Source organism: Pseudoflavonifractor intestinihominis (assembly GCF_040096055.1).
Taxonomy (GTDB): Bacteria; Bacillota; Clostridia; order Oscillospirales; family Oscillospiraceae; genus Pseudoflavonifractor; species Pseudoflavonifractor intestinihominis.
In genome coordinates this window covers 28,059-50,113 of sequence record NZ_JBBMFK010000014.1, presented here as the reverse complement: position 1 = coordinate 50,113, position 22,055 = coordinate 28,059, and the positions used below count along the sequence as shown (strand labels likewise).

Sequence of the window (22,055 nt, the reverse complement as noted above, 5' to 3'; positions counted from 1 at the left end):
TGTCCCACACGTATTTTCCTGACAGGAAATATTTTTCCATCTCAACAAGAAAAATACCGCCTTCAATCCGGAGAAAAAGGGCGGTATACTGAGGGCACAAACAAGAGAGGAGTGAGCACATGAAAGTGTGTCTGGCGGAGAACATCCGCATGCTGAGAAAAGAGCGGGGACTGACCCAGGAGCAGCTGGCCGAGGCCATGGGGATCACGGTGGGGACGGTGTCCAAATGGGAGACGGGCAGCTGTATCCCGGACGTGTCCCTGATGATGGAGCTGGCGGAGTTTTTTGAGACCAGCGTGGATGTGCTTCTGGGGTATGAGCGGCAGAGCACGGCCCTGGAGGACAGGCTGGAGCGGCTGAAGACCCTGCGCAGGGGCAAACATTACGATGAGGCCCTTCGGGAGGGGGAGAAAGCCCTGCAGAAGTACCCCAACAGCTTCCGGGTGGTGTACGAGTGCGCCCAGCTCTGCCAGGTGGCGGGGATAGAGCTGGGGGACGGCCAGATGCTCCGGCGCTGCCGTGAACTCTTCCGGCGGAGCCTGGGCCTGCTGGACCAGAACCGGGACCCGGAAATCGGGGAAATCTCCATCCGTAACGACATTGCGGCAGCCTACCTGAGCCAGGGGGAGCGGGAGAAGGGGATCGCCCTGCTGAAGGAGAACAACACAGCGGGCATCAACAACATGGCGATTGGAAACGAGCTGGCCATGGACGAGGCCACCAGTGAGGAGGCCCTGACCTACCTGTCCAAGGCGCTGATGGACGCCGGCAGCCAGCTGGTCCGATTCGCCATTGGCTACAGCAACGCCTGTCTCCACCTGGGCAGAGCGGGGGATGCCCTTGCCTTCACCCGGCTGCTGCTCCAATTCCAGGAGGGGCTGAAGAAGCCGGGCAAGATCTCCTATCTGGACAAGGTCAGCGTCATGCTCCTGGCGCTGTGCGCCTTCTCCAGCCTGGATATGGGGGATGGAGAACAGGCGGAGGAATATCTCCGGCAGGCCAGGGACCAGGCCGCCCGCTTTGACGCAGCGCCCGACTGCACACTGGAGAATGTGCGCTTCATCGTCCCCAGCCAGAGCGCCGCCTATGACGACTTCGGCGCCACAGCGGCGGACGGTGTCCGGCAGCTGCTGGAGGAAAACCGGGAGGAGTACCCGAGCCTGCTGGAGCAGTGGGAAAAGCTGAACCGGGAGGGAGAATGACGCAGAAAGGCCGGGTCCCTGAGCGGGACCCGGCCTTTTGAATCAGAGGAAACGGAAGAAGAACAAGTAGAGCACCAGCAGGAACACGGCGAGCACGCCGATGAGCACCGGGATGAACACAGCCAGCGCGGCCAGGATCATGGCCAGACGGTCTTTTTTCTCCAGGGGCAGCTCTTCCCGCTCCTTATCAAACCGCTCCTCGGCCTCTTTGACGTTCACGACCCGGTTAATTTTTTTCCCAAAGAGCACGGGAACTCATCCTTCCTTTTTGTGCAGGGGGAAGTGGCAGGCCACATAGTGGTCGTTGCCCACGTTGGTCCACTCAGGGACCTCCTCCTTGCACTTCTGCTGGCAGTAGCGGCAGCGGGTGTGGAACTTGCAGCCGGAGGGGGGATTGACGGGGCTGGGGATGTCGCCCTCCAGCAGGATGCGCTCCCGCTTGTCCTCCTCGTCCACCACGGGAATGGCGGAGAGCAGGGCCTCGGTGTAGGGGTGCAGGGTGTTGGCGAACAGCTCCTCCGTGGGGGCCAGCTCCACCATGTTGCCCAGGTACATGACGCCGATGCGGTCGCTGATATACTTCACCACGCTCAGGTCGTGGGTGATGAACAGGTAGGTGAGGTTCTGCTTCTCCTTCAGGTCGGACAGCAGGTTGAGGATCTGGGACTGGATGGACACGTCCAGAGCGGACACGGCCTCGTCGCACACCACAAAGGCGGGGTTGAGGGCCAGGCTGCGGGCGATGCCGATACGCTGCCGCTGACCGCCGGAGAACTGGTGGGGGTAACGGCCGAACATATAGGTGTCCAGGCCGCAGTTCTCCATGACCTTGAAGATATAGTCCCGCATGGCGGGGTCGCCACGCTTGAAGATACCGTGGGACACCAGGCCCTCACCGATGATCTGGCCCACCGTCATACGGGGGTTCAGGGAGGAGTAGGGGTCCTGGAAGATGAGCTGCAGGTCCTTGCGCAGCACCCGCATCTCCTCCTTGGGCAGCTTCTTCAGGTCAATGTCCTTGCCGTCCTTGTGATAGATGACGTCGCCGTGGGTCTGGGGATAGAGCTGCAGCAGGGTGCGCCCGAAGGTGGACTTGCCGCAGCCCGACTCGCCCACCAGGCCCAGGGTCTCGCCGGCGTAGATATCCAGCGAGATGCCGTCGTTGGCGCGGACGTAGCGCTGCTTCTCCCGCAGCTTGGTCTTTTTTACCGGGAAATACTGCTTCACGTCCCGGACGGTCAGCAGCACTTTTTTCTCATTCTCCATGTTCTGTCCTCCCCGCCTTCTCCGGGTAGAAACACCGGACTAGATGATTGGGCGCGACCTCCACCAGCTCGGGCTCGGCCTGCCTGCACTTCTCCGTGCAGTACTTGCAGCGGGGGCCGAACTTGCAGCCCTTGGGCAGGTACAGGGGGTTGGGCACCGCGCCGGGGATGGCCTCCAGCCGCTTGCCCTTGGGGGTGTTGAGCCGGGGGATGGAGGTCATCAGACCCTCGGTGTAGGGGTGGGAGTGGACTCCCTTGTGGAAAATGGTGTACGCGTCGGCCTTCTCCACGATCTGGCCGCAGTACATGACGGCCACCTCGTCGGCCATCTCATGGATGACGCCCAGGTCGTGGGTGATGAACAGAATGGAGGAACCCGTCTGCTGCTTGAGCTCGTTCATCAGCTTGAGGATCTGGGCCTGGATGGTCACGTCCAGGGCGGTGGTGGGCTCGTCGGCGATGAGGAGCTTGGGCCGGCAGGCCAGGGCCATGGCGATCATGACGCGCTGGCGCATGCCGCCGGACAGCTGGAAGGGGTACTGCTTGGCCACCCGCTCCGGGTTGGGGATCTTAACGTCGGAGAGCAGGGAGACGGCCTTGGCGTGGGCCTCCTTCTTGTTCATGTGCTGGTGGAGCACCAGGACCTCGCCGATCTGCCGCTCAATGGTAAACACCGGGTTGAGGGAGGTCATGGGCTCCTGGAAGATCACGGAGATCTCGTTGCCCCGGATGTGGTGCAGGTCCTTGTCGGACGCGGCCATGATATCCTGGCCGTCAAAGGTGATGCTGCCGCTCTCGATATAGCCGTTTCCGTCCAGCAGGCGGATGATGCTCATGGCGGAAACGCTCTTGCCGGAACCGGACTCACCCACGATGCCCAGGGTCTTGCCGGCCTCCAGGCTGTAGGTCACGTCGTTGACCGCCTTCACGATACCTTTCTTGGTGGTGAAGTAGGTGTGCAGATTTTTTACTTCAAGCAGACTCATATCCGGTTCACCTCTCTTTCGACTTGGGATCGATGGCGTCCCGCAGGCCGTCGCCGATGCAGTTGATGCTGATGGTGCAGATGCCCAGCATCAGGGCCGGGAACACCCAGCGCCACCAGTAGTTCTCGATGACCTGACCGTTCTGGGCGCCGGTGAGCATGTTGCCCCAGGTGGCGTTGGGCTCGTTGACGCCGAAGCCGATGAAGGACAGGGAGGACTCCGTCAGCATACAGGTGGCGAAGTTCAGGGTGGCGTTGACAATGATGACAGTGATGATATTGGGCAGGATGTGCCGGAAGATGATGCCGGACTCCTTGACGCCAAGGGACTTGGCGGCGGTGACGAACTCCTGCTCACGCTCGGCCAGCACGCTGCCGCGGACCAGACGGGCGATACCGGGCCAGGACAGCAGGCCCAGGATACACATGATCAGGATGATACGCTGGGTCTCGCTGATGCTGTTGCCCAGGATGGACGACAGGATGATACAGAAGGGGAGGAAGGGGATGGAGGAGACGATCTCGGTCAGACGCATGAGCAGGTTGTCCACCTTACCGCCCTTGTAGCCGGACACGCCGCCCACAATGATGCCGATGATGGTGGAGATGATGACGGAGATGGCGCCCACGGTCATGGTCATACGGCCGCCCACCAGAATACGGCGGAACAGGTCACGGCCAAAGGCGTCGGTGCCCATCAGGTAGCCCTTCAGGCCCCAGGACACCACGGTGCCGTCCTCCTGAATGGCGTAGTTGGCGTAGTAGCCGGCATCCACGGAGGCCACGGAGGTGGCGCTGGAGGGAGCGGAGGCCTGGCCGTGGGTGTTGTCGCCCCAGGACACCACGCTGCCGTCCTGGAGGATGGCGGTGTAGTGATAGCGGCCGGCGGAGATGGCGGTCACCTGGCCCTGAATCTCCTCGGGCACGTTGAGGGACTTCTTGATGTTGTTGCCCCAGGTGTACACCCGGCCGTCGGAGGTGACGGCTGCGGCGCTCTCGTCGGTGATGGCCAGGTCAATGACGTTGCCCTGGATCTCCTCGGGGATGTTGGTGTAGGCGGAGGTCTTGGTGGTCAGGGGCACCACCTCGCCGTCCTTGGTCAGCACCATGACGATGTTGGTGCTGGCGGCGAACTTGTCGATGTTGCCCTGGACGCCCTCGGGGTAGGTGATGCGCAGCAGGTACTCGCTGCCCCAGTTGTACATCTTGCCCTCTTCGGTGAGAGCCAGAGAAATCTGGTAGCCGGCCAGGATCTGCTTGATGTTGTTGCCGCCGGTGCGCAGGTCCATGGGGATGTTGCTCAGACCCATGCGGTCGTTGCCCCAGGTGAAGACCTGGCCGTCCTCATTCACGGCCACCACGTGGTCCAGACCGGCGGAGATCTGCACCAGCTTGCCGGTCTCGCTGGAGCTGGGGATGTTCTTCAGCTTGTCGTTGGGGAAGGTGCCCCACTCGTAGACGTTGCCGTCCTTATCCACGCCCACGGAGAAGGAGCTGCCCACGGACATGTCCTGGGCGTTGCCCTGGAGGCCGCTGGGCACGGTGATCATGCCGAATCCGGGGGCCACGTTGGACTGGGTCACGTCCTGATAGTACAGGTCGATGGGGAAAAAGTAGGGCAGGATCACGCAGCACAGGAAGATAAAGACGAACAGGATTACGCCGGCCATGGCGATCTTATCCCGGACAAAGGAGTGGAGCACCATCTGCATGGGACTCTGAAGGACCTCGTCCTCCTCCTGAGGGAGACTGCCCACCACCATGCGCTGGGCCGCCATGGAGGCGGTGGAGCGGCGGGTGGATTTTTTCTTTTGATTTCGCATTGTCTTCCCTCCTTTAATTCTCGAGTCGGACACGGGGATCCACGATGGTGTAGGCCACGTCCATGATCACGTTGCCGGCCAGGGACAGCACCACGTAGAACATCTGCATGGTGAGCACCACGGCGAAGTCACGCTGGAGCAGGCCGTCGATGAGCATCTTGCCCAGGCCGGGCCACAGGAACACGGACTCGATGACGATGGAGCCGCCGAACAGGCCGATGACCCACCAGGTGGTGATGGTAACAATGGGGATCAGGGCGTTGCGGAAGGCATGGATATAGATGACGGTCTTTTCCCGCAGGCCCTTGGCGCGGGCAGTCTTGATATAGTCCATACGCAGCACGTCGATCATGGCGGCGCGGACATAGCGGGTGATGCCGCCTACGCCGGACACGGCCATGACCAGCACGGGCAGGACCATGTGCCACGCCATATCCAGGAACGCGCTCAGGCCTGTGGCGTCCAATCCGGCGGATTTAACGCCGCTGATGGGGAATATGGGGAACTTGACGGCCAGCAGGAAGATGGCCAGCAGGGCTACAATGAACTGGGGCAGGCTGTAGCCCACGATGGTGAGCACCTGGACGGCCTTGTCGAAGACACCGTTCTTCCGCACTGCGGTCACAATGCCCAGCGGGATGGCGATGATGAACACCACGATCATGGTCAGCACGTTGAGCAGCACCGTGTTGGCCATGGGGGCGCCGATGATGTTGATGACCGCCTGCTTGTACTGGGTGGAGTAGCCGAAGTTGCCGGTCAGCATGTTGCCCATCCAGGCCAGATACTGGATCGGCAGGGGCTTGTCCAGACCCAGATTGGCCACTGTCTTGTCGTACAGGGCCTGGTAGGCGTCCGGCTTCATGGTGGTCTTGCTGTCGCCCAGCATGATGTCCACCGGGTTGCCGGGCATGGACTTATAGATCGCGAACATCAGGATGGAAATGATAAAAAATACAAAAACGATATACACCAATCGTTTCAGTAAATATCTTCCTTTTCCCATTCACCTTTCCTCCGTTTCAAATTTATGGGATCGGGGCTCCCGTTTACCGTGGGATATGGCTTGTCTGTATTGTGTCCATTCCCAGGGAAATGCGGCATGAAAAGGGGTATGCGACATTTCCCCGGGAATGCCCAAATACCGGAAAACCGGCGGAACCCGCGCGAATGTGCGGGGTTCCGCCGGATATTTCGGCTTAGGCCTCTACCCAGGCATCCAGGACAGCGCGGGACCACTCCCAAACGGAGGTGGAGTACCAGTCGTGGAGCTTATTGGAGTAGAAATCGTAATACTCGTCGGAATACAGGGGGATATCGGGCAGCTTGTCGTTCCAAATCGCGATGAAGTTCTGCCAGGCGGTCAGCCAGGCCTCGGTGTCCTCGTAGGGGATGGGCTTCAGAGCCTCAGCGGCGGCAGCCAGCTCCTCGTCGGCGATCCAGTTGCTGTTGTAACCGCCCTGCATCCACACGGGATCGGTGGAGAAGTAGTACCAGGGGGAGCTGGCCAGAGCAAAGCCAGTGGCCAGGTTGTACATGTTGTAGATCTCACCGGAGTGGTCGACACCGGCCAGCATGGTGGGGAAGTCGGTGGTGGTAGCCTTCAGCTCCATACCGGCCTCAGCCATGGCCTCGGGCAGCATGGTGGCCAGCAGCTCGGACACGGGGTTGTTGCTGGTGTTGCACCACTGGATGACCAGGGGCTTCAGCTCGCCGTTGACGTCCTTGTAGCGGGTGCCGGTGCCGGAGTAAGCGCTGCCGTCAGCGTTCAGGGTCCAGCCGTCCTCCTCAAGGAGCTTCTTGGCCTCGTCAATGTTCTTCTCATAGGTGTTCAGGTTCTGGTCGATCCAGTCCTTGGACTCCTGGTACTCCCACTGGGCCAGGCCGTAGTAGGAGTGGACCACGGAGGCGTAGCCGCCGCTGTACTGATAGGCGAACTGGTTGCGGTCCAGGCAGTAGGCAATGGCCTTACGGACGTTCTCGGAGTCGGTGGGGAACTGGCTGCAGTCGAACTGCACCTTGCCGTAGCCGTTGCGGAAGAAGGTGTTGTCCTGAGCCTCGCCGGCCTCCACCAGATTCAGACCGGCGTCGATGGTGTCGGCGCCGGAGCACTGGAACAGCAGATCAACGGAGCCGGAAGCCAGCTCGTTCATCATGGTGTCGCTCTTGACGGTCTTGATGATGATCTTCTCGATCATGGGCTTCACGCCGCGGTAGTCGCCGGCGTAGTTGGGGTTGACAACCACAACGCCCTGACGGCTGGAGATGTCATAGGAGTCGAACAGGTAGGGGCCGCAGGTGACGGTGGGGTTGTACCGGTAGCCGGTGGTGGGGTCGTTGATGGTCTTCAGGAGCAGATCAGAGGTGAAGTCGCCGGTGATCATAGCGCCCTCGGGGGCATCCACCACGTCGCAGCCCGGGGCAATGACATGCATGGGACGGGGAGCGGCGGAGGCGTAGGTAATGTCGTAGTGGTAGGGCAGCTCGGAGGCGCTGACAGTGACGGAGTAGGTCATGTCGTCCACCAGGTGGACGCCGGCGAAGTTCTTGGTGTTGCCGTCAAAGTAGTCCTGATAGCCCACCAGGGGATAACCGGCCTGGCTGGGATAGCCGTCCACAGCGTTCATCTCGGGGCTGCTCTCCAGCAGCAGCTGGAAGACATAGTCCTTGGCGGTGATGGGAGTGCCGTCGCTCCACACCAGGCCGTCGTTGATGGTGACGGTGTAGGTCTTGGTGCCGTCCTCGTTCTCCACTTCCTCGTGGCTGGCCACGACGGTGGGATCGTAGATCCACTCGCCGTCGATGTCGGAGGTGATGGTGCCGTAGCCGTGGATCAGGTCGTACAGCTTGTAGTTGGTGGCGTTGTTGTTGAAGCTGGAGTCGTAGAAGTCGTTCTCCAGGTCGGTGGTGGTGCCGATGATCAGCTGGCCGGTGGGCTCGGTGGGCTTGGTGGCCGTCTCATCGGCAGTCTGGCTCTGAGAGGGCGAAGCGGGGGGATTGCTGGCAGAGGGGTTGGTGGTCACCGTCTGCTGGCCGCAGGCAGCGAGCGAGAGAACCGTGGCGCCTGCCAGCAGGAGGGACAGCAGCTTTTTCTTTTGCATTTTTCCGTCTTCCTTTCCTGTCTGATTAGGAGCTAGCGCTTGTTACGGAGGTCCGCGGCCGGCGGAAGGCTCCGCCGGGCCGCGGGATGCTCCAATAAAAGCTTGTCTATTTTATCAAAAAACCACCGGATAATCAAGAGGAACTGAAATATTTGCGAAAAAAGTATCAAGCGGGGTTAAAAAGCAGCAAGATTTTGATATCTCGAACTTAGAAGAAATATCTCTGTATGGTGGAATAATGTCCGCATTACAGCTGCATAAGCTGCTCCATCTCCCCGATAAGGGTGTCAAAAAGTTTCAAAGCGTCGGCGATGGGAGCGGGGGAGGAGATGTCCACGCCGGCGCCCTTGAGCAGGGACACGGGGTCGGTGGAACAGCCGCCGCTGAGGAAGTGGAGGTAGTCCTCCACCGCCGGGCGGCCCTCCCTGAGGATGCGCTGGGACAGGGCGATGGCGGAGGCGAAGCCGGTGGCGTACTGATAGACGTAGAAGTTGTAGTAGAAGTGGGGGATGCGGGCCCACTCCAGGGCGATCTCGGGGTCGGCCTCGATGTCCTCGCCGTAGTAGAGGCGGTTGAGCTGGGCGTACTTCTCGTTGAGGGCCTCGGCGGTGAGGGGCTGGCCCTTGCCGGTCTGCTCGCTGCACCACAGCTCGAACTCGGCGAACATGGTCTGGCGGTAGAGGGTGCCGCGGAACTGCTCCAGGAAGTGGTTGAGCAGGTAGGCCCGGCGCTTGGGCTCGGTGGTCTTGCTCAGCAGGTGCTGCATCAGCAGGGCCTCGTTGCAGGTGGAGGCCACCTCGGCCACAAAGATCTTGTACCCGGCGTAGGTGACGCTCTGGGTGTGGTTGGACAGATAGGAGTGGAGGGCGTGGCCCATCTCGTGGACCAGGGTGAACACGTCGTCCAGGGTGTCGGTGTAGTTGAGCAGCACGTAGGGGTGCACGCCGTACACGCCCGCGGAGTAGGCGCCGGAGCGCTTGCCCTGGTTCTCGTACACGTCGATCCAGCGGTTGTCAAAGCCCTCGTTGATGACCTTCAGGTAGTCCTCGCCCAGGGGGGCCAGGGCCTCGCGGGCCATGTCCTTGCCCTGCTCGAAGGGGATGCTGGCGTCCTCGTCGGCCACGATGGGGGTGTAGAGGTCGTAGTAGTGAAGCCTGTCCACGCCCAGCAGCTTCTTGCGCAGGCGCACGTAGCGGTGCATGGCCCCCAGGTTGTCGTGGACGGTCTGGATCAGGTTGTGGTAGATCTGGGGGTCCACCTCAGTCTCGGCCAGGGCGGCGTGGAGAGCGGAGGGGTAGCGGCGGGCGTCGGCAAAGAACTGCAGCTGCTTCATCTGGGCGCTTAGGATGGCGGCGCAGGTGTTGCGGAACTGGCCGTACACCCCGTAGAGGGACTGGAAGGCGGACTTGCGCAGGGTCCGGTCGGCGGACTGGAGCAGGGAGACATAGTTGCCGTGGGTGACCGGGTGGGTCTCGCCCTTGCTGTCCACCGCGTCGGGGTAGGTCATGTCGGCGTCGTTGAGCAGGGAGAAGATGTCGTCGGGGGCCTGGCCCATCCGCTCGGCGGAGGCCAGCAGGGCCTCGCACTCGGGGGAGAGGGTGTGGTCCTTCTTGCTGCGGATGCGCTTGAGCATGAGCCGGTAGTGGGCCAGGGCGGGCTCCTGGGCGTAGAAGGACTCCAGGGTGGCGTCGTCAATGGCCAGCAGCTCGGGGGTCTGGAAGGAGAGGGCCTGGCTCAGCTCCACCAGAAGGTTCTGGCACTGGGCGCTCATCTCCTGGTAGACGGCGTTGCGGGTGTCCTCGTCGCTCTTGCGGAAGGCGTAGGAGATGACCCGGTCGCCCTGGAGATCGATCTCGTCCTGGAGCTTGAGGAAGGCCAGAAGGGTGGCGGCGCTCTCCGCCAGACGGCCCTGATATCCGGACAGGCCGCTCACCAGGCCGCGGAGGCTGTCGTAGGCCTCCCGCCAGGCCTGGTCGCTGGGGTACAGGTCGGTGATGGCCCAGGTGTTGGCAGGGTCCACCTGACTGCGGGTGGGAAGGGTATGTGCCATAGCTGATGACTCCTTTGCTATTAAAATATAAGGGGATGCGCGCCTGTCTTACGGGCGCAGCATGGAATAGTATACCACACAATGGCTTGTCCTGCCATGGCGTCAAGACATACAAAACAGGAAAAGCGGAAAAAAGCAATATATATAATAAGCTATAAAAAAAGTGGGAAATAAGCCGGGGAAATACCATAAAAAGGAGAAAAAAGAAAAAGAAAGGCGCATACACCGCCATACACGGTGTGTGCGCCTCAGAGACGGGGAGAGATCATTGCGCCCCGTGGGGGCAGTCAGGCGGGGGCAGCAGGCCGGGCAGCTCATCCCGCATGCGCAGCAGGTCGCCGGAGTCCTGCTTGATCCAGCAGGAGATCAGCGCGCCGTGGACCAGGGTGAAGAGCACCAGGCTGCACCGCTCGGCCAGAGCGGGGGAGTACCCGCAGGCCATCAGCTTGTCCCGGTAGAGCTGCTGCCACTCCTCATACACCTGCCTGGCCTGCCGGGCCACCTCCTCGCTGATGTACACCGACTCCAGCCCCATGAAGGTGATGACCAGGGACTCGAAGCGGTGCTCCCTGCTGAACAGGGAGGCCAGCCGCTCCAGCATGGCGCGGAAGACGGTGAGCGCGTCGTCGGAGACCGAAAAGATGTGGGTCTGGATACCGGCGGCCATCTGGTCGTAGGCGAAGCGGATGACCTGGGCGGCCAGCTGTTCCTTGCCGCCGGGGAAATAGTAGTAGAAGGAGCCCTTTGGGATGTTGCAGGCGGCCACGATCTCGGCGATACCGGTGCCCGAGTAGCCGTTGTGGGAGAAGAGCTCGGCGGCGGCCCGGAGAATGCGCGTCTTCTTATCTGTACTGCGGTCCAAGGGGCAGACCTCCTCTGTGTGTGGATTCACATTAGGTTAACACGGCGGGGGTCGGGTGTCAATGACAGAGGAAAAGAGAAAAGGCGCCCCGGAGCGGATGGCTCCGGGGCGCCTGGGACTGCGGATGATGCGGGGGAAGGGGCTCAGCCCTCGAACACGGTGTTGCCGGTGACGGCCAGACCGGCGTTGTGGCCGCTGGTCATGGCCCAGCCGAAGAGGGAGCCGGTGGCGTAGATGTCGCCCACCACGCCGCCGACCACCTCACCGGCGGCGTACAGGCCCTGGATGGGCTGCCCGTCGGTGTCCAGCACCTGCATGCTGTTGTTGATGCGCAGGCCGCCCAGGGTGGCGTAGTAGCGCAGGTTCATCTCCACGGCGTAGTAGGGGCCGTCGCCCATGGCGGTGGTGACCTTGCGGCCGAAGTCGGCGTCCTCACCGGCGGCCACAAAGCCGTTGTACCGCTCCACCGTGTCGGTCAGGGCGCCGGCGGGGATGTTTACGATGGCGGCCAGGTCCTCCAGGGTGTCGGCGTGGGCGAACACGGGGGTGGAGGTGCCGTTGGCCTCCAGCCACTCATCCAGCTGCTCCTGGGTGAAGTTGTGGGAGGCGATGCAGGTCTGGGCGTAGGTCTCAAAGGAGGCCGCGTCCATGATCAGGTAGGAGTGCTGGTTCTGCTCCATGCCGGCCTTGATGTCGTTGGCGCTGCCCTGCTCGTTGACAAAGCGGACGCCCTGGTCGGACACCAGGATGGAGCCGGTCTTGTTGTACATGGCCAGGCAGCCCTGGAAGGTGTGCTGGCCGCGGCCGTCGGGCAGGACGATGCTGTGGGGCTGGATGTTCACCTTGTCCAGGTTGAAGGAGTCGGCGCCGATGGCGGTGGCCATGTTCAGGCCGTCGCCGGTGGCGGATACAGCGCCGGCGTAGGGCAGGCTGGTGACCGACTCGGGCAGCATGTCAGTGTTGGCGCCGTAGCCGCCGGTGGCCAGGATGACGCTGTTGGCGGTGATCTCATAGGGGGTGCCGTCGGCCGCCAGGGCCTTCACGCCGGTGACAGTGCCGTCGGTGACCATCAGCTCCTGGGCGGGGGTCTCCGTCATGATCTCCACGCCCAGGCCGGCCAGCTTCTCCTGGAGGGCGCTGATCACGCCGGCGCCGCCGCCGTCGGGGGAGAAGGTGCGGCCGTAGGAGTGCTCGGCGGAGGGGGAGGGCTCGGTGTTCTTGTAGGGCAGGGCCGCGCCGTCCTCGGCCACCAGCCAGTCAAAGGCCGCGCCCTGGGTGTTGGCGTACAGCCAGAGGGTGCGGGCGTCGCTGAAGAAGTGGCCGTTCTTCATGATGTCCATGAAGTAGGCCTCGGGGCTGTCCTCAATGCCGTAGGACTGCTGCCACTGGCTGCCGGTGGCGTTGGTGCCGCCGCCGGCCATGGCGGACGCGCCGCCCACCATGGCCATCTTCTCCAGCACCACCACGTCGGCGCCGTTCTGGACGGCGGTGAGGGCGGCGGTCAGGCCGGCGCCGCCGGCGCCCACCACCACCACGTCGGTGCTCATGGTCACGGTGTCCTTGGTCTCGCTCTCACCGGTCTGGCCCTGGCCCAGGGAATCGGGGTCGGCGCCGGAGGCGGTGATGGCCTCCCGCACGGCAGTGAGGAAGCCGTCGCTGGTGTAGGTGGCGCCGCTGACGCCGTCGATGTTCACGCTCTGGGCGCTGAGCACCTTGTCCACCAGGGTGGGCAGGGCCGCGCCGCCCACGCTCTCGGTCTCGGACTGCTCCACCACCTCAATGTCGGTGATGGCGGTCTCGTCCACGGTGACGGAGACCTTGATGTCGCCGCCGTAGCCCTTGCCGGTGCCCTCGTAGGTGCCGGGGGTAAACACAGCGGTGACGGAGCCGGTCTCGCTGGGCTCGGGGGAGGCGCTGCCGCTGGGCTGGCCAGAGGCCTCCGGCTGGGCGGTGCAGCCGCTCAGCAGCAGGGCGGCAGTCAGCGCGCCCGCCAATAAGGTGCGAATGTGCTTCATTTCATGTATCCTCCTCTATGTTTTGTGGCCATAAGTTATATAGACGAACGGTCAACTAGTAATATAGCAGATTGTGATTGATTTGTCAATATCCCGGAAGGGCCGCGAGACAAAAAATGGAGGCGCAGCAAAACAGACATAATTGTGTTATGCGACACAAAAGCGGGATTTTCAGGCCCTGTTGCCCTTTACTTTGACAGAAGGTATGTGATACAATGGCGAAGAATCCACATAACCTTGGTTTTAATATGCTGTCATGTCGTTTTTAAAACGACCAGTTTACAGGGAGGACCGCACATGGAAGAGATAGCAGAACTGAAGCGGCGCCTGGCCGAGGAACGGCCCCAGGAGTGGGACGCCTTCCCGGATATCGGTCTGTACATGGACCAGATCATCTCCTATATGCCCCGTCAGCTCATCCACTTCGGCGACGAGGACAGCCTGACCTCCGCCATGGTGAACAACTATATCAAGGACGGCATGCTGCCCCGGGCGGAGGGCAAGCGGTACAACCGGACCCACTTGGCCTACCTGACCGCCATCTGCGCCCTCAAGCAGGTGCTCTCGGTGCGGGACGCCAGCCGCCTCATCGGCTCTGGGGTGGAGTTCCCCGAGAAGGACACCAGAGACCTGTACGAGTATTTCCGCCGGGAGCTGGACCGGGCCCTCACCGAGACGGCGGAGAGCCTGGACGAGAACCTGACCGAGGACCGGCTGCCCGCCCTTGCCCTGGGCCTGGCCCTGCGAAGCTACGCCGACAAGCTGGCCTGCCAGCGGGTGCTGGACATCATCCAGTCCAAGCACCCCCAGGAGGAGGCCAAGGGCAAGGAAAAGAGCAAAAAGTAAATACAGGGAGAAATATCTGCCCTGTGTTATTACAGGAGGTATCAACCTATGAGCGAATATGTGATCGTCACCGACTCCTCCGCAGACCTGAGCGCCGACCTGGTGCGGGAGCTGGGGGTGGAGGTGCTGCCCCTGTCCTTCACCGTAAAGGGACGGACCTACCACAACTACCCCGACAACCGGGACATGGACCCCAAAGAGTTCTACCGCATGCTGCGGGGGGGAGAGATGGCCACCACCGCCGCGGTGAACATGGCCGACTATACCTCCGCCCTGGAGCCCATTCTGGTCAGCGGGAAGGACGTGCTGGTGCTGGCCTTCTCCTCCGGCCTGTCCGCCACCTACCACTCCTCGGTCACGGCGGTGAACGAGCTGCGGGAGCAGTTCCCCCAGCGGAAGATCTTCACCGTGGACACCCTGTGCGCCTCCATGGGCCAGGGCCTGCTGGTGTATCTGGCCGCCAAGAAGAAGCAGGCCGGCGCCACCATTGAGGAGGTGCGGGACTGGACCGAGGAGAACAAGCTGAACCTGTGCCACTGGTTCACCGTGGACGACCTCCACTTCCTCAAGCGGGGCGGCCGCATCTCCGCCGCCACCGCTGTGCTGGGCTCCATGCTCCAGATCAAGCCCGTGCTCCACGTGGACGACGAGGGCCACCTCATCAACATGGGCAAGGCCAGGGGCAGAGGGGCCTCCCTCACCGCCCTGGTGGACCACATGCAGGAGACCGCCATTGACCCGGCCGATCAGGTGGTGTTCATCAGCCACGGCGACTGCCTGGCCGACGCGGAGAAGGTGGCCGACGACGTGAAGAAGCGCTTTGGCGTGAAAGAGGTCGTCATCAACTACGTGGGTCCGGTCATCGGCGCCCACTCCGGCCCGGGCACTCTGGCCCTCTTCTTCCTGGGCACCAAGCGGTAACGGTCACAATCAGAACACACATGCGCCGGACAGGCCCTGTTTCTCTTGCAATCCCGGGGGATTTCTGAGAAAATGGGCTTGTCCGGCGATGATTTATGCCCGGCGGAGGCCGCCGGGGGAAAAGGAGCGAATACAATGGATGACAGATGGCTGGAGGTGTCCATCGACACCACCGACGCTGGTATGGACGACCTGGCCGCCTACCTGACCGCCTTTGATCTGGGCGGCCTGGTGCTGGAGGACGAGGCCGAGTTCCAGGCCTTCCTGGAGCAGAACAGGCAGTACTGGGACTATGTGGACGAGGATCTGATGGAGCGGATGAAGGGCGTGGCCCGGGTGAAGTTCTACGTCACCGACGATTCCCACGGCCATGAGAAGCTCTCCCGCATCACCGAGGGCCTGGCCGCCCTGCGGGAGCGCTGCGGCGAGGAGCTGGGCACGCTGGCCGTGCGCACCGCCGGACTGCGGGAGGAGGACTGGGCCAACAACTGGAAGCAGTTCTACAAGCCCCTCACCGTGGGAGAGCGGCTGTATATCGTCCCCGAGTGGGAGAAGGGGGAGACGGCCATCCCCGAGGGCCGCACCGCCCTGTACCTGAACCCGGGCCTCATCTTCGGCACCGGCACCCACGCCTCCACCCAGCTGTGCCTGGGGGGCGTGGAGGAGTTCGTGAAGGCGGGGGACCGGGTGCTGGACCTGGGCTGCGGCAGCGGCATATTGTCCATCGCCGCCCTGTGCCTGGGGGCGGAGTACGCCTTCGGCGTGGACATCGACCCCAAGGCGGTGGGCGTGGCCTACGAGAACGCCGCCATGAACGGCATCGGACAGGACATCTACACCGTCCGGGCGGGTAACGTGCTCTCCGACAGGGCCCTGTGCGCCGAGCTGGCGGAGCGGAAGTGGAACCTGGTGCTGGCCAATATCGTGGCCGACGTGATCATCCCCCTGTCCGCCCAGGTGCCCGGCCTGCTGGCCGAGGGCGGCGTGTTCCTCTGCTCGGGCATCATCGACACCCGGGCCGACGAGGTCCAGGCCGCCATCCAGAGCCGGGGCATGAAGATCATCCGCAGATGGGAGAAGAACGGCTGGGTGGCCCTGGCCGCTGCCATGTAAAAAACAGATACCAAGGCGCACGGCGGAAAAAATTCCGCCGTGCGCCTTTTTACGCCATTTTCCAGGGGTAAAATTCCAGATAAAAATTACTTGACAAAGTCATATAACCGGAATATACTTGACCAAGTCAAGCAAAGGAGGACGACCACATGATGCAGTCGCTGGCATTTCACGTATCCGTCCTGCGGAAGGACTTTTCAAACTACTGCGGCGAGAAGCTGGGGGAGATGGGCCTGACCCCCGGCCTGCTCTACTTTGTCACCTACGTGGCCCGGCACCCGGGGTGCAGCCCCAAGGAGCTGGCCCGGGCCCTGAAGATGGACAACGGCCACACCGCCCGGTCCATCACCAAGTTGGCGGAGGGGGGCTTCCTGGTGCAGGAGCCCAACCCCAAGGACAGGCGGGCCCACGTGCTGAAGCTCACCCCCAAGGGGGAGGAGGCGGCCCGGAAGAGCCGGGAGCTGTTCTACCGCTGGGACGAGGAAGTGACGGCTGTGCTCACCCCGGAGCAGCGGGAACAGCTCATGGCCCTGATGGCGGCTCTGTCCGCCAGCCGGGGCGGGAACGCGCTGACCATCCCCGGCGAGGGGAAGGACAGCCAGACCTGACCCACAGGCCGGGACAGCACCCGGCCCATCCATGGAGGAAATGAAAATGTACGAGACTATGTTCCAACCCATCACCATCGGGGGCCTGACGCTGAAAAACCGTATCGTCTTTGCCCCCACCACCCTGGGCCTCTCCGAGGAGGAGTACCGGGAGAAGATCAGGGCCATCGCCGCGGGCGGCTGCGCCATGGTCATCATCGGCGACGTGCCCGTGGGCCGTCACGGCCCCATGTCCCTCTACAGCCGCAAGGGCTTTGCACACTACCAGGCCCTTTGCCGGCTGGTCCACCAGCAGGGCTGCCTCATCTGCGCCCAGCTCCACCAGTCGGACAGCGATTTCAAGGCCATGATCAAGTATATCCCCGGCATCCTCACCAAGCGCATCTCCATGGAGGACCTGCGCCCCCTGCTCAACCAGCAGGCCTCCAAGCTGGTGACCGAGATGTCCGCCGACAGGGCGGCGGAGATCGCCGCCTCCTTCGGGCCGGCGGCGGTCCGTGCGGCGGAGGCCGGGTTCGACATGGTCCAGGTCCACGGGGACCGGATGTGCGGCAGCTTCTCCTCCGCCCTGATGAACCACCGCACCGACAAGTACGGCGGCAGCCCCCAGAACCGGGCCAGATTCGCCGTGGAGGCGGTGACCGCCGTGCGGAAGGCGGTCCCAGGCATGGCCATTGACTACAAGCTGCCCGTCCGGCAGGAGAACCCCCACTACGGCAACGCCGGCGTGCTGGTAGAGGAGCTGCCCGTCTTTGTCCCTCTGCTGGAGCGGGCGGGGGCGGACAGCTTCCACGTGACCCTGGCCAACCACGCCAAGCTCACCGACACCATCCCGCCCAAGAACCACCCGGAATTCTCCGCCGAGGGCTGCTTCCTGCGGTACTGCGACCAGGTGCGGCAGTACACCGCCCTGCCCCTGTGCGGCGTGGGCGGCCTGACCGACCCGGACTTTGTGGAGGAGCAGCTCGCCTCCGGGCGCATTCAACTGGCTGCCATGAGCCGCCAGCTCATCGCCGACCCCCAGTGGCCCAACAAGGTGGAGGCGGGGCGGCTCAAGGAGCTGCACCGCTGCGTGCGCTGCAACAAGGCCTGCCTGGGCGGTATGCAGCAGCACAAGGGCGTCCACTGCATCTACGACAAGAAAAACTGACCTGACCCGGCACATGGAACCGGGAAAATAACCAAAAGGAGTAATTTTACATGAATAAGAGTACAAAGATCTGGCTCTGGGTGGCGCTGGTCCTCTGCGCCGCCACCACCGTCATGAACGCCTTCTACGGCCGCGCCCTGTCCGTGGTCATCGCCGTGGTGTCCCTGGCGGGACTGTGCATACTGCTCTTCGCCCGGAAGAAGGCGGGCTATGTGCTGATGTGCGTCTGCTACGTCCTGTCCTTCCTGGTGGGCGTGTCCCAGGGCCTGACCGGTGCGGCCAACGTGGCGGCCGCGATTATCATGTCCTTCATCGGCGCGGTGCTGGTGCCCGGCATCACCTGGCTGTTCCTCCGCCGGGACTGGGCCGCCCTCAACTGAATCAAAGGGATCACAGACCACCGCCGGAGGATTTTCCCTCCGGCGGTGGTTTTTTGCCCGGAGCTGTGGTAGAATGAATGGGAATTGCGAGATTGGAGGGTGAGGCAGTGCTCATCAAGGCAAAGGTTGTGGACATGACCCTGCCGGAGTCGGGGCGGATCTTCGCTGTCAGCGACATTCACGGCGCGGGGGACCTGCTGAAGCGGGCCCTGGAGCAGGTGGCCTTCGGGCCGGAGGACACCCTCTTTGTGCTGGGGGACATCGTGGAGAAGCGGGCGGGGGGACTGGCCGCCCTGCGGTACGTCATGGACCTGAAGAGCCGGTACCGGGTGCATGTGATCTGCGGCAACTGCGACGACCTGGTGCCCGGGTTCCTGGACGGCCGGGACGAGCTGGACCGGGAATTCTACGACCACTATTTCCGCTTCTTCAAGGACCGCAGCGTGCTGGTGGAGATGGGCATGTCCCTGGGCCTGACCCTGGAGGACTGCCTGGACCAGCCCAGACTCCGCGCCGCCATCGCTGAGCCCTTCCGGGCGGAGATGGACTTTATCCGCAGCCTGCCCACCGCCATCCGCACGCCGGAGTTCGTCTTTGTCCACGGCGGCGTGCCCTCCGCCCAGGGCATTGAGGACATGGAGGCCTGGCGGTGCATGAAAAACGACAATTTCCTGGGCCAGGACAACCGGCTGGACCGCTGGTGTGTGGTGGGACACTGGCCCACCACCCTGTACCGGCCCCATATTCCCTGCTTCAACCCCATTGTGGACCGGGAGAAGCGGGCCATCAGCATTGACGGCGGCACCTCCATCAAGGAGGACGGCCAGCTGAACCTGGTGGAGCTGGACCGGAAGGGCCTGGTGTCCTGGGTGGGGCTGGACCGGCTGCCCACCGCCGTGGCCCTGGACGCCCAGGCGGAGAGCGCCTGCTCGGTGAATATCCGCTGGGGCCGGGACAACCTGATTACCGTGCTGGAGCGGGGGGACGAGTTCTGCCGCTGCCGCCACCTGACCACCGGCCGGGAGATTGACATCCTCACCGACTACATCTGGGAGAAGGACGGCCTCACCCGCTGCGAGGACTCCACCGACTACCGCCTGCCCGTCGCGCCGGGGGACGTGGTGTCGGTGGTGCGGCGCACCTCCCGGGGGGCCCTGGTGAAGAAAAACGGCGTCACCGGCTGGTACACCGGCCGCCTGACCGAACCGGCCGGCGGCCTTTCCTCCTGATTTGTACAAAAAATCAGGAAAATGGGGAGAAAATCCCTTGACTTTGGTCCGCTGGGCTGATATACTATCTTAGCCGCTTTGAACAGGTCGCAAGTGAGCGTCCGCTCCGCCTGCAACAGCGAGCCCGTAATGAAGGAGTGAAACAGAATGCACGCTATTATCGAGACCGGCGGCAAGCAGTTCAAGGTGAGCGAGGGCGACACCCTCTTCATCGAGAAGCTGCCTGTGGAGTCCGGCGAGACCGTCACCTTTGACAAGGTCCTGGCCGTCATCGACGGCGACAAGATCACCGTGGGTACCCCCGTGGTGGAGGGCGCCAAGGTGGACGCCAGCGTCGTGAAGAACGGCAAGGGCAAGAAGGTCATCGTCTTCAAGTACAACCCCAAGAAGGGTTACAGCCGCAAGCAGGGTCACCGTCAGCCCTACACCAAGGTGACCATCGGCAAGATCTCCGTGTAATGATTACCGCATCATTCCGGATGAAGGGCGACCGCATCGAGGGCTTTACCGTAAAGGGCCACAGCGGCTTCGCCGACGAGGGGCATGATATCGTCTGCGCCGCCGTCACCAGCGCCGTCCGCCTCACTGAGTGCGCCGTCAACGACGTGCTCGGGCTGGAGGCCAGCGTGAAGGTGAGAGAGCAGGACGCGGCCATCACCCTCCGGCTCCCCGGCGGACTGGGCGAGGAGAATGAGAGCACCTGTCAGACCCTTCTGACCGCCCTCATGGTCTACCTGGCCGAGCTCCACGGCGAGTATCCCGAAAACATTATGGTGATGGAGGAGGAGTAAGTCCTCTCCGTCCCAGGATTAATCTGCACACTGTATTGGAGGTGTACGACATATGCTGAAGATTGGCATTCAGTTCTTCGCCCACAAGAAGGGCGTCGGCTCCACCCGTAACGGCCGTGACTCCGAGTCCAAGCGCCTGGGCGTGAAGCGGGCCGACGGTCAGTTCGTTCTGGCCGGCAACATCCTGGTCCGTCAGCGCGGCACCCACATCCACCCCGGCGTCAACGTGGGCAAGGGCAGCGACGACACCCTGTTCGCCCTCAAGAGCGGCACCGTGAAGTTCGAGCGGCTGGGCAAGGACCGCAAGCAGGTCTCCATCGTGGAGATCGCCCAGTAACCGTTCCATATGGGTATACTAAGAGCCTCGGACGGGACCCCGTTCGGGGCTCTTTCTTTCTGAAAGGAGGTACCATATGCCGAATTTTATTGATACCGCCCGCATTACCGTCCGCTCGGGCAACGGCGGCAACGGCGCGGTGGCCTTTCACCGGGAGAAGTACGTGGCCGCAGGCGGACCCGACGGCGGCGACGGCGGCCGTGGCGGCGACGTGATCCTCAGGACCGACCGCCACCTGTCCACCCTGATGGACTTCCGCTACAAGCGCAAATACGTGGCCGAGAACGGCCAGGACGGCCAGGGCAAGCGGTGCACGGGCAAGGACGGCGCCGACCTGGTCATCAAGGTGCCGGTGGGCACTGTGGTAAAGGATGCGGAGACCGGAGAGATCATCTGCGACATGTCCGGGGACCAGCCCTTTGTGCTGGCCCGGGGCGGCAAGGGCGGCTGGGGCAACCAGCACTTCGCCACCCCCACCCGGCAGGTGCCCCGGTTCGCCAAGGCCGGCCTGCCCGGCGTCACCCGGGACGTGGTGCTGGAGCTGAAGCTGCTGGCCGACGTGGGCCTGGTGGGCTTCCCCAACGTGGGCAAATCCACCCTGCTCAGCGTGGTGAGCAAGGCCAACCCCAAGATCGCCAACTACCACTTCACTACCCTCTACCCCAACCTGGGCGTGGTGTACGTGGAGGAGGGCACCTCCTTCGTCATGGCCGACATCCCCGGCATCATCGAGGGCGCCAGCGAGGGCGCCGGTCTGGGCCACGACTTCCTGCGCCACATCGACCGCTGCCGCCTGCTCATCCACGTGGTGGACGTGTCCGGCTGCGAGGGCCGGGACCCGGTGGAGGACTTTGAGACCATCAACAGGGAGCTGGCCGAGTACAGCCCCCAGCTGGCCAGCCGGCCCATGATCGTGGCCGCCAACAAGATCGACATCGCCCCCGACCGCACCCTGGCGGACAAGCTGAAGGCCCACGTGGAGGCCAAGGGCCTGGCCTTCTACGAGATCTCCGCCGCCGCCCAGAAGGGCGTCCGGGATCTGGTGTACGCCGCCGCCCGGGCGCTGGCCGACCTGCCCCCCATCACGGTGTACGAGCCCACCTATGTGGAGCGGCCGCCCCAGGTGGACATGTCCCAGCCCCTCACCATCACCCACGAGGACGATGTGTGGCTGGTGGAGGGCCCCTGGCTGGAGCGGCTCATGGCCAACGTCAACTTTGGGGACTACGAGTCCCGCAACTGGTTTGACAGGATGCTCCGGGAGTCCGGCCTGTTCCAGCGGCTGGAGGAGATGGGCATCGAGGACGGGGACACCGTGTCCATGTACGACCTGGAATTTGAATACCAGCGGTAAGGGCTGCGGCTCTGCCGCCCACC

General features: G+C 63.1%; 21 protein-coding genes. 12 read left to right on the top strand and 9 right to left on the bottom strand.

Translation table 11 applies throughout. The features are described from left to right. Nucleotides 1-119 precede the first annotated feature (119 nt). On the top strand, nt 120-1,202 hold the full coding sequence (locus WMO64_RS09805; protein WP_349231849.1) for a helix-turn-helix domain-containing protein: 1,083 nt from the start codon (nt 120-122) through the stop codon (nt 1,200-1,202). A 42-nt stretch (nt 1,203-1,244) separates the two neighbouring features. On the opposite strand, the gene WMO64_RS09800 is transcribed toward WMO64_RS09805, so the two are convergent. The 9 genes from WMO64_RS09800 to WMO64_RS09760 all read right to left on the bottom strand — a co-directional run bounded on the left by WMO64_RS09800 (nt 1,245) and on the right by WMO64_RS09760 (nt 13,303). Next, nucleotides 1,245-1,451, bottom strand: coding sequence for a hypothetical protein (locus tag WMO64_RS09800; RefSeq protein WP_294520420.1), 207 nt, complete (start codon nt 1,449-1,451; stop codon nt 1,245-1,247). Between the two features lie 6 nt (nt 1,452-1,457). After that, nucleotides 1,458-2,468 carry an ABC transporter ATP-binding protein gene (locus WMO64_RS09795; protein ID WP_294520417.1) on the bottom strand — a complete coding sequence of 337 codons (1,011 nt, stop codon included), beginning with the start codon at nt 2,466-2,468 and terminating at the stop codon, nt 1,458-1,460. Then, nucleotides 2,458-3,453 carry an ABC transporter ATP-binding protein gene (locus WMO64_RS09790; protein WP_294520413.1) on the bottom strand — a complete coding sequence of 332 codons (996 nt, stop codon included), beginning with the start codon at nt 3,451-3,453 and terminating at the stop codon, nt 2,458-2,460. Before WMO64_RS09790 ends, WMO64_RS09795 begins: the two co-directional genes overlap by 11 nt. 7 nt (nt 3,454-3,460) lie before the next feature. Continuing rightward, the gene (locus WMO64_RS09785; RefSeq protein ID WP_349231848.1) at nt 3,461-5,275 is read right to left on the bottom strand and encodes an ABC transporter permease subunit; all 1,815 of its coding nucleotides are present in this window, start codon (nt 5,273-5,275) and stop codon (nt 3,461-3,463) included. Nucleotides 5,276-5,288: 13 nt separating this feature from the next. Then, complete coding sequence (locus WMO64_RS09780) at nt 5,289-6,281, bottom strand: ABC transporter permease (RefSeq protein ID WP_294520407.1); 993 nt, start codon at nt 6,279-6,281, stop codon at nt 5,289-5,291. 193 nt (nt 6,282-6,474) lie between these two features. Continuing rightward, entirely contained in the window at nt 6,475-8,376 is a 1,902-nt protein-coding gene (locus WMO64_RS09775) for an ABC transporter substrate-binding protein (protein WP_349231847.1), read from the bottom strand. Between the two features lie 247 nt (nt 8,377-8,623). Next, on the bottom strand, nt 8,624-10,426 hold the full coding sequence (gene pepF / locus WMO64_RS09770; RefSeq protein ID WP_349231846.1) for an oligoendopeptidase F: 1,803 nt from the start codon (nt 10,424-10,426) through the stop codon (nt 8,624-8,626). Nucleotides 10,427-10,691: 265 nt separating this feature from the next. Beyond that, nucleotides 10,692-11,288, bottom strand: a complete 597-nt coding sequence (locus tag WMO64_RS09765) for a TetR/AcrR family transcriptional regulator (protein ID WP_349231845.1) — start codon at nt 11,286-11,288, stop codon at nt 10,692-10,694. A 143-nt stretch (nt 11,289-11,431) separates the two neighbouring features. Next, on the bottom strand, nt 11,432-13,303 hold the full coding sequence (locus WMO64_RS09760; protein WP_349231844.1) for an FAD-dependent oxidoreductase: 1,872 nt from the start codon (nt 13,301-13,303) through the stop codon (nt 11,432-11,434). Nucleotides 13,304-13,600: 297 nt separating this feature from the next. Here WMO64_RS09760 and WMO64_RS09755 point away from each other — a divergent pair, with 297 nt between their 5' ends. The 11 genes from WMO64_RS09755 to obgE all read left to right on the top strand — a co-directional run bounded on the left by WMO64_RS09755 (nt 13,601) and on the right by obgE (nt 22,032). Next, nucleotides 13,601-14,149: a DUF1836 domain-containing protein gene (locus tag WMO64_RS09755; protein WP_294520391.1), complete on the top strand. Its 549-nt coding sequence runs from the start codon at nt 13,601-13,603 to the stop codon at nt 14,147-14,149. A 48-nt stretch (nt 14,150-14,197) separates the two neighbouring features. Beyond that, nucleotides 14,198-15,070, top strand: a complete 873-nt coding sequence (locus tag WMO64_RS09750; protein WP_349231843.1) for a DegV family protein — start codon at nt 14,198-14,200, stop codon at nt 15,068-15,070. Nucleotides 15,071-15,205: 135 nt separating this feature from the next. Beyond that, nucleotides 15,206-16,183 (top strand): 50S ribosomal protein L11 methyltransferase, encoded by a 978-nt coding sequence (prmA, locus tag WMO64_RS09745; RefSeq protein WP_294520384.1) that lies wholly within the window; start codon nt 15,206-15,208, stop codon nt 16,181-16,183. Nucleotides 16,184-16,332: 149 nt separating this feature from the next. Further along, nucleotides 16,333-16,791: a bilirubin utilization transcriptional regulator BilQ gene (bilQ, locus tag WMO64_RS09740; RefSeq protein WP_294520381.1), complete on the top strand. Its 459-nt coding sequence runs from the start codon at nt 16,333-16,335 to the stop codon at nt 16,789-16,791. 46 nt (nt 16,792-16,837) lie between these two features. Continuing rightward, nucleotides 16,838-17,941 carry a bilirubin reductase gene (bilR, locus tag WMO64_RS09735; protein WP_349231842.1) on the top strand — a complete coding sequence of 368 codons (1,104 nt, stop codon included), beginning with the start codon at nt 16,838-16,840 and terminating at the stop codon, nt 17,939-17,941. Nucleotides 17,942-17,991: 50 nt separating this feature from the next. Beyond that, complete coding sequence (locus WMO64_RS09730) at nt 17,992-18,321, top strand: hypothetical protein (protein ID WP_294520376.1); 330 nt, start codon at nt 17,992-17,994, stop codon at nt 18,319-18,321. 107 nt (nt 18,322-18,428) lie between these two features. Further along, a complete protein-coding gene (locus tag WMO64_RS09725) occupies nt 18,429-19,550 on the top strand; it encodes a metallophosphoesterase (protein WP_349231841.1) in 1,122 nt (373 codons plus the stop codon). A 147-nt stretch (nt 19,551-19,697) separates the two neighbouring features. Next, nucleotides 19,698-20,009 carry a 50S ribosomal protein L21 gene (gene rplU, locus WMO64_RS09720; RefSeq protein ID WP_294520369.1) on the top strand — a complete coding sequence of 104 codons (312 nt, stop codon included), beginning with the start codon at nt 19,698-19,700 and terminating at the stop codon, nt 20,007-20,009. Further along, a complete protein-coding gene (locus WMO64_RS09715; RefSeq protein ID WP_349231840.1) occupies nt 20,009-20,341 on the top strand; it encodes a ribosomal-processing cysteine protease Prp in 333 nt (110 codons plus the stop codon). Before rplU ends, WMO64_RS09715 begins: the two co-directional genes overlap by 1 nt. Nucleotides 20,342-20,393: 52 nt before the next feature. Then, nucleotides 20,394-20,678, top strand: coding sequence for a 50S ribosomal protein L27 (rpmA, locus tag WMO64_RS09710; RefSeq protein WP_294520363.1), 285 nt, complete (start codon nt 20,394-20,396; stop codon nt 20,676-20,678). A gap of 76 nt (nt 20,679-20,754) precedes the next feature. Continuing rightward, complete coding sequence (gene obgE / locus WMO64_RS09705) at nt 20,755-22,032, top strand: GTPase ObgE (protein WP_349231839.1); 1,278 nt, start codon at nt 20,755-20,757, stop codon at nt 22,030-22,032. Nucleotides 22,033-22,055: the final 23 nt, after the last annotated feature.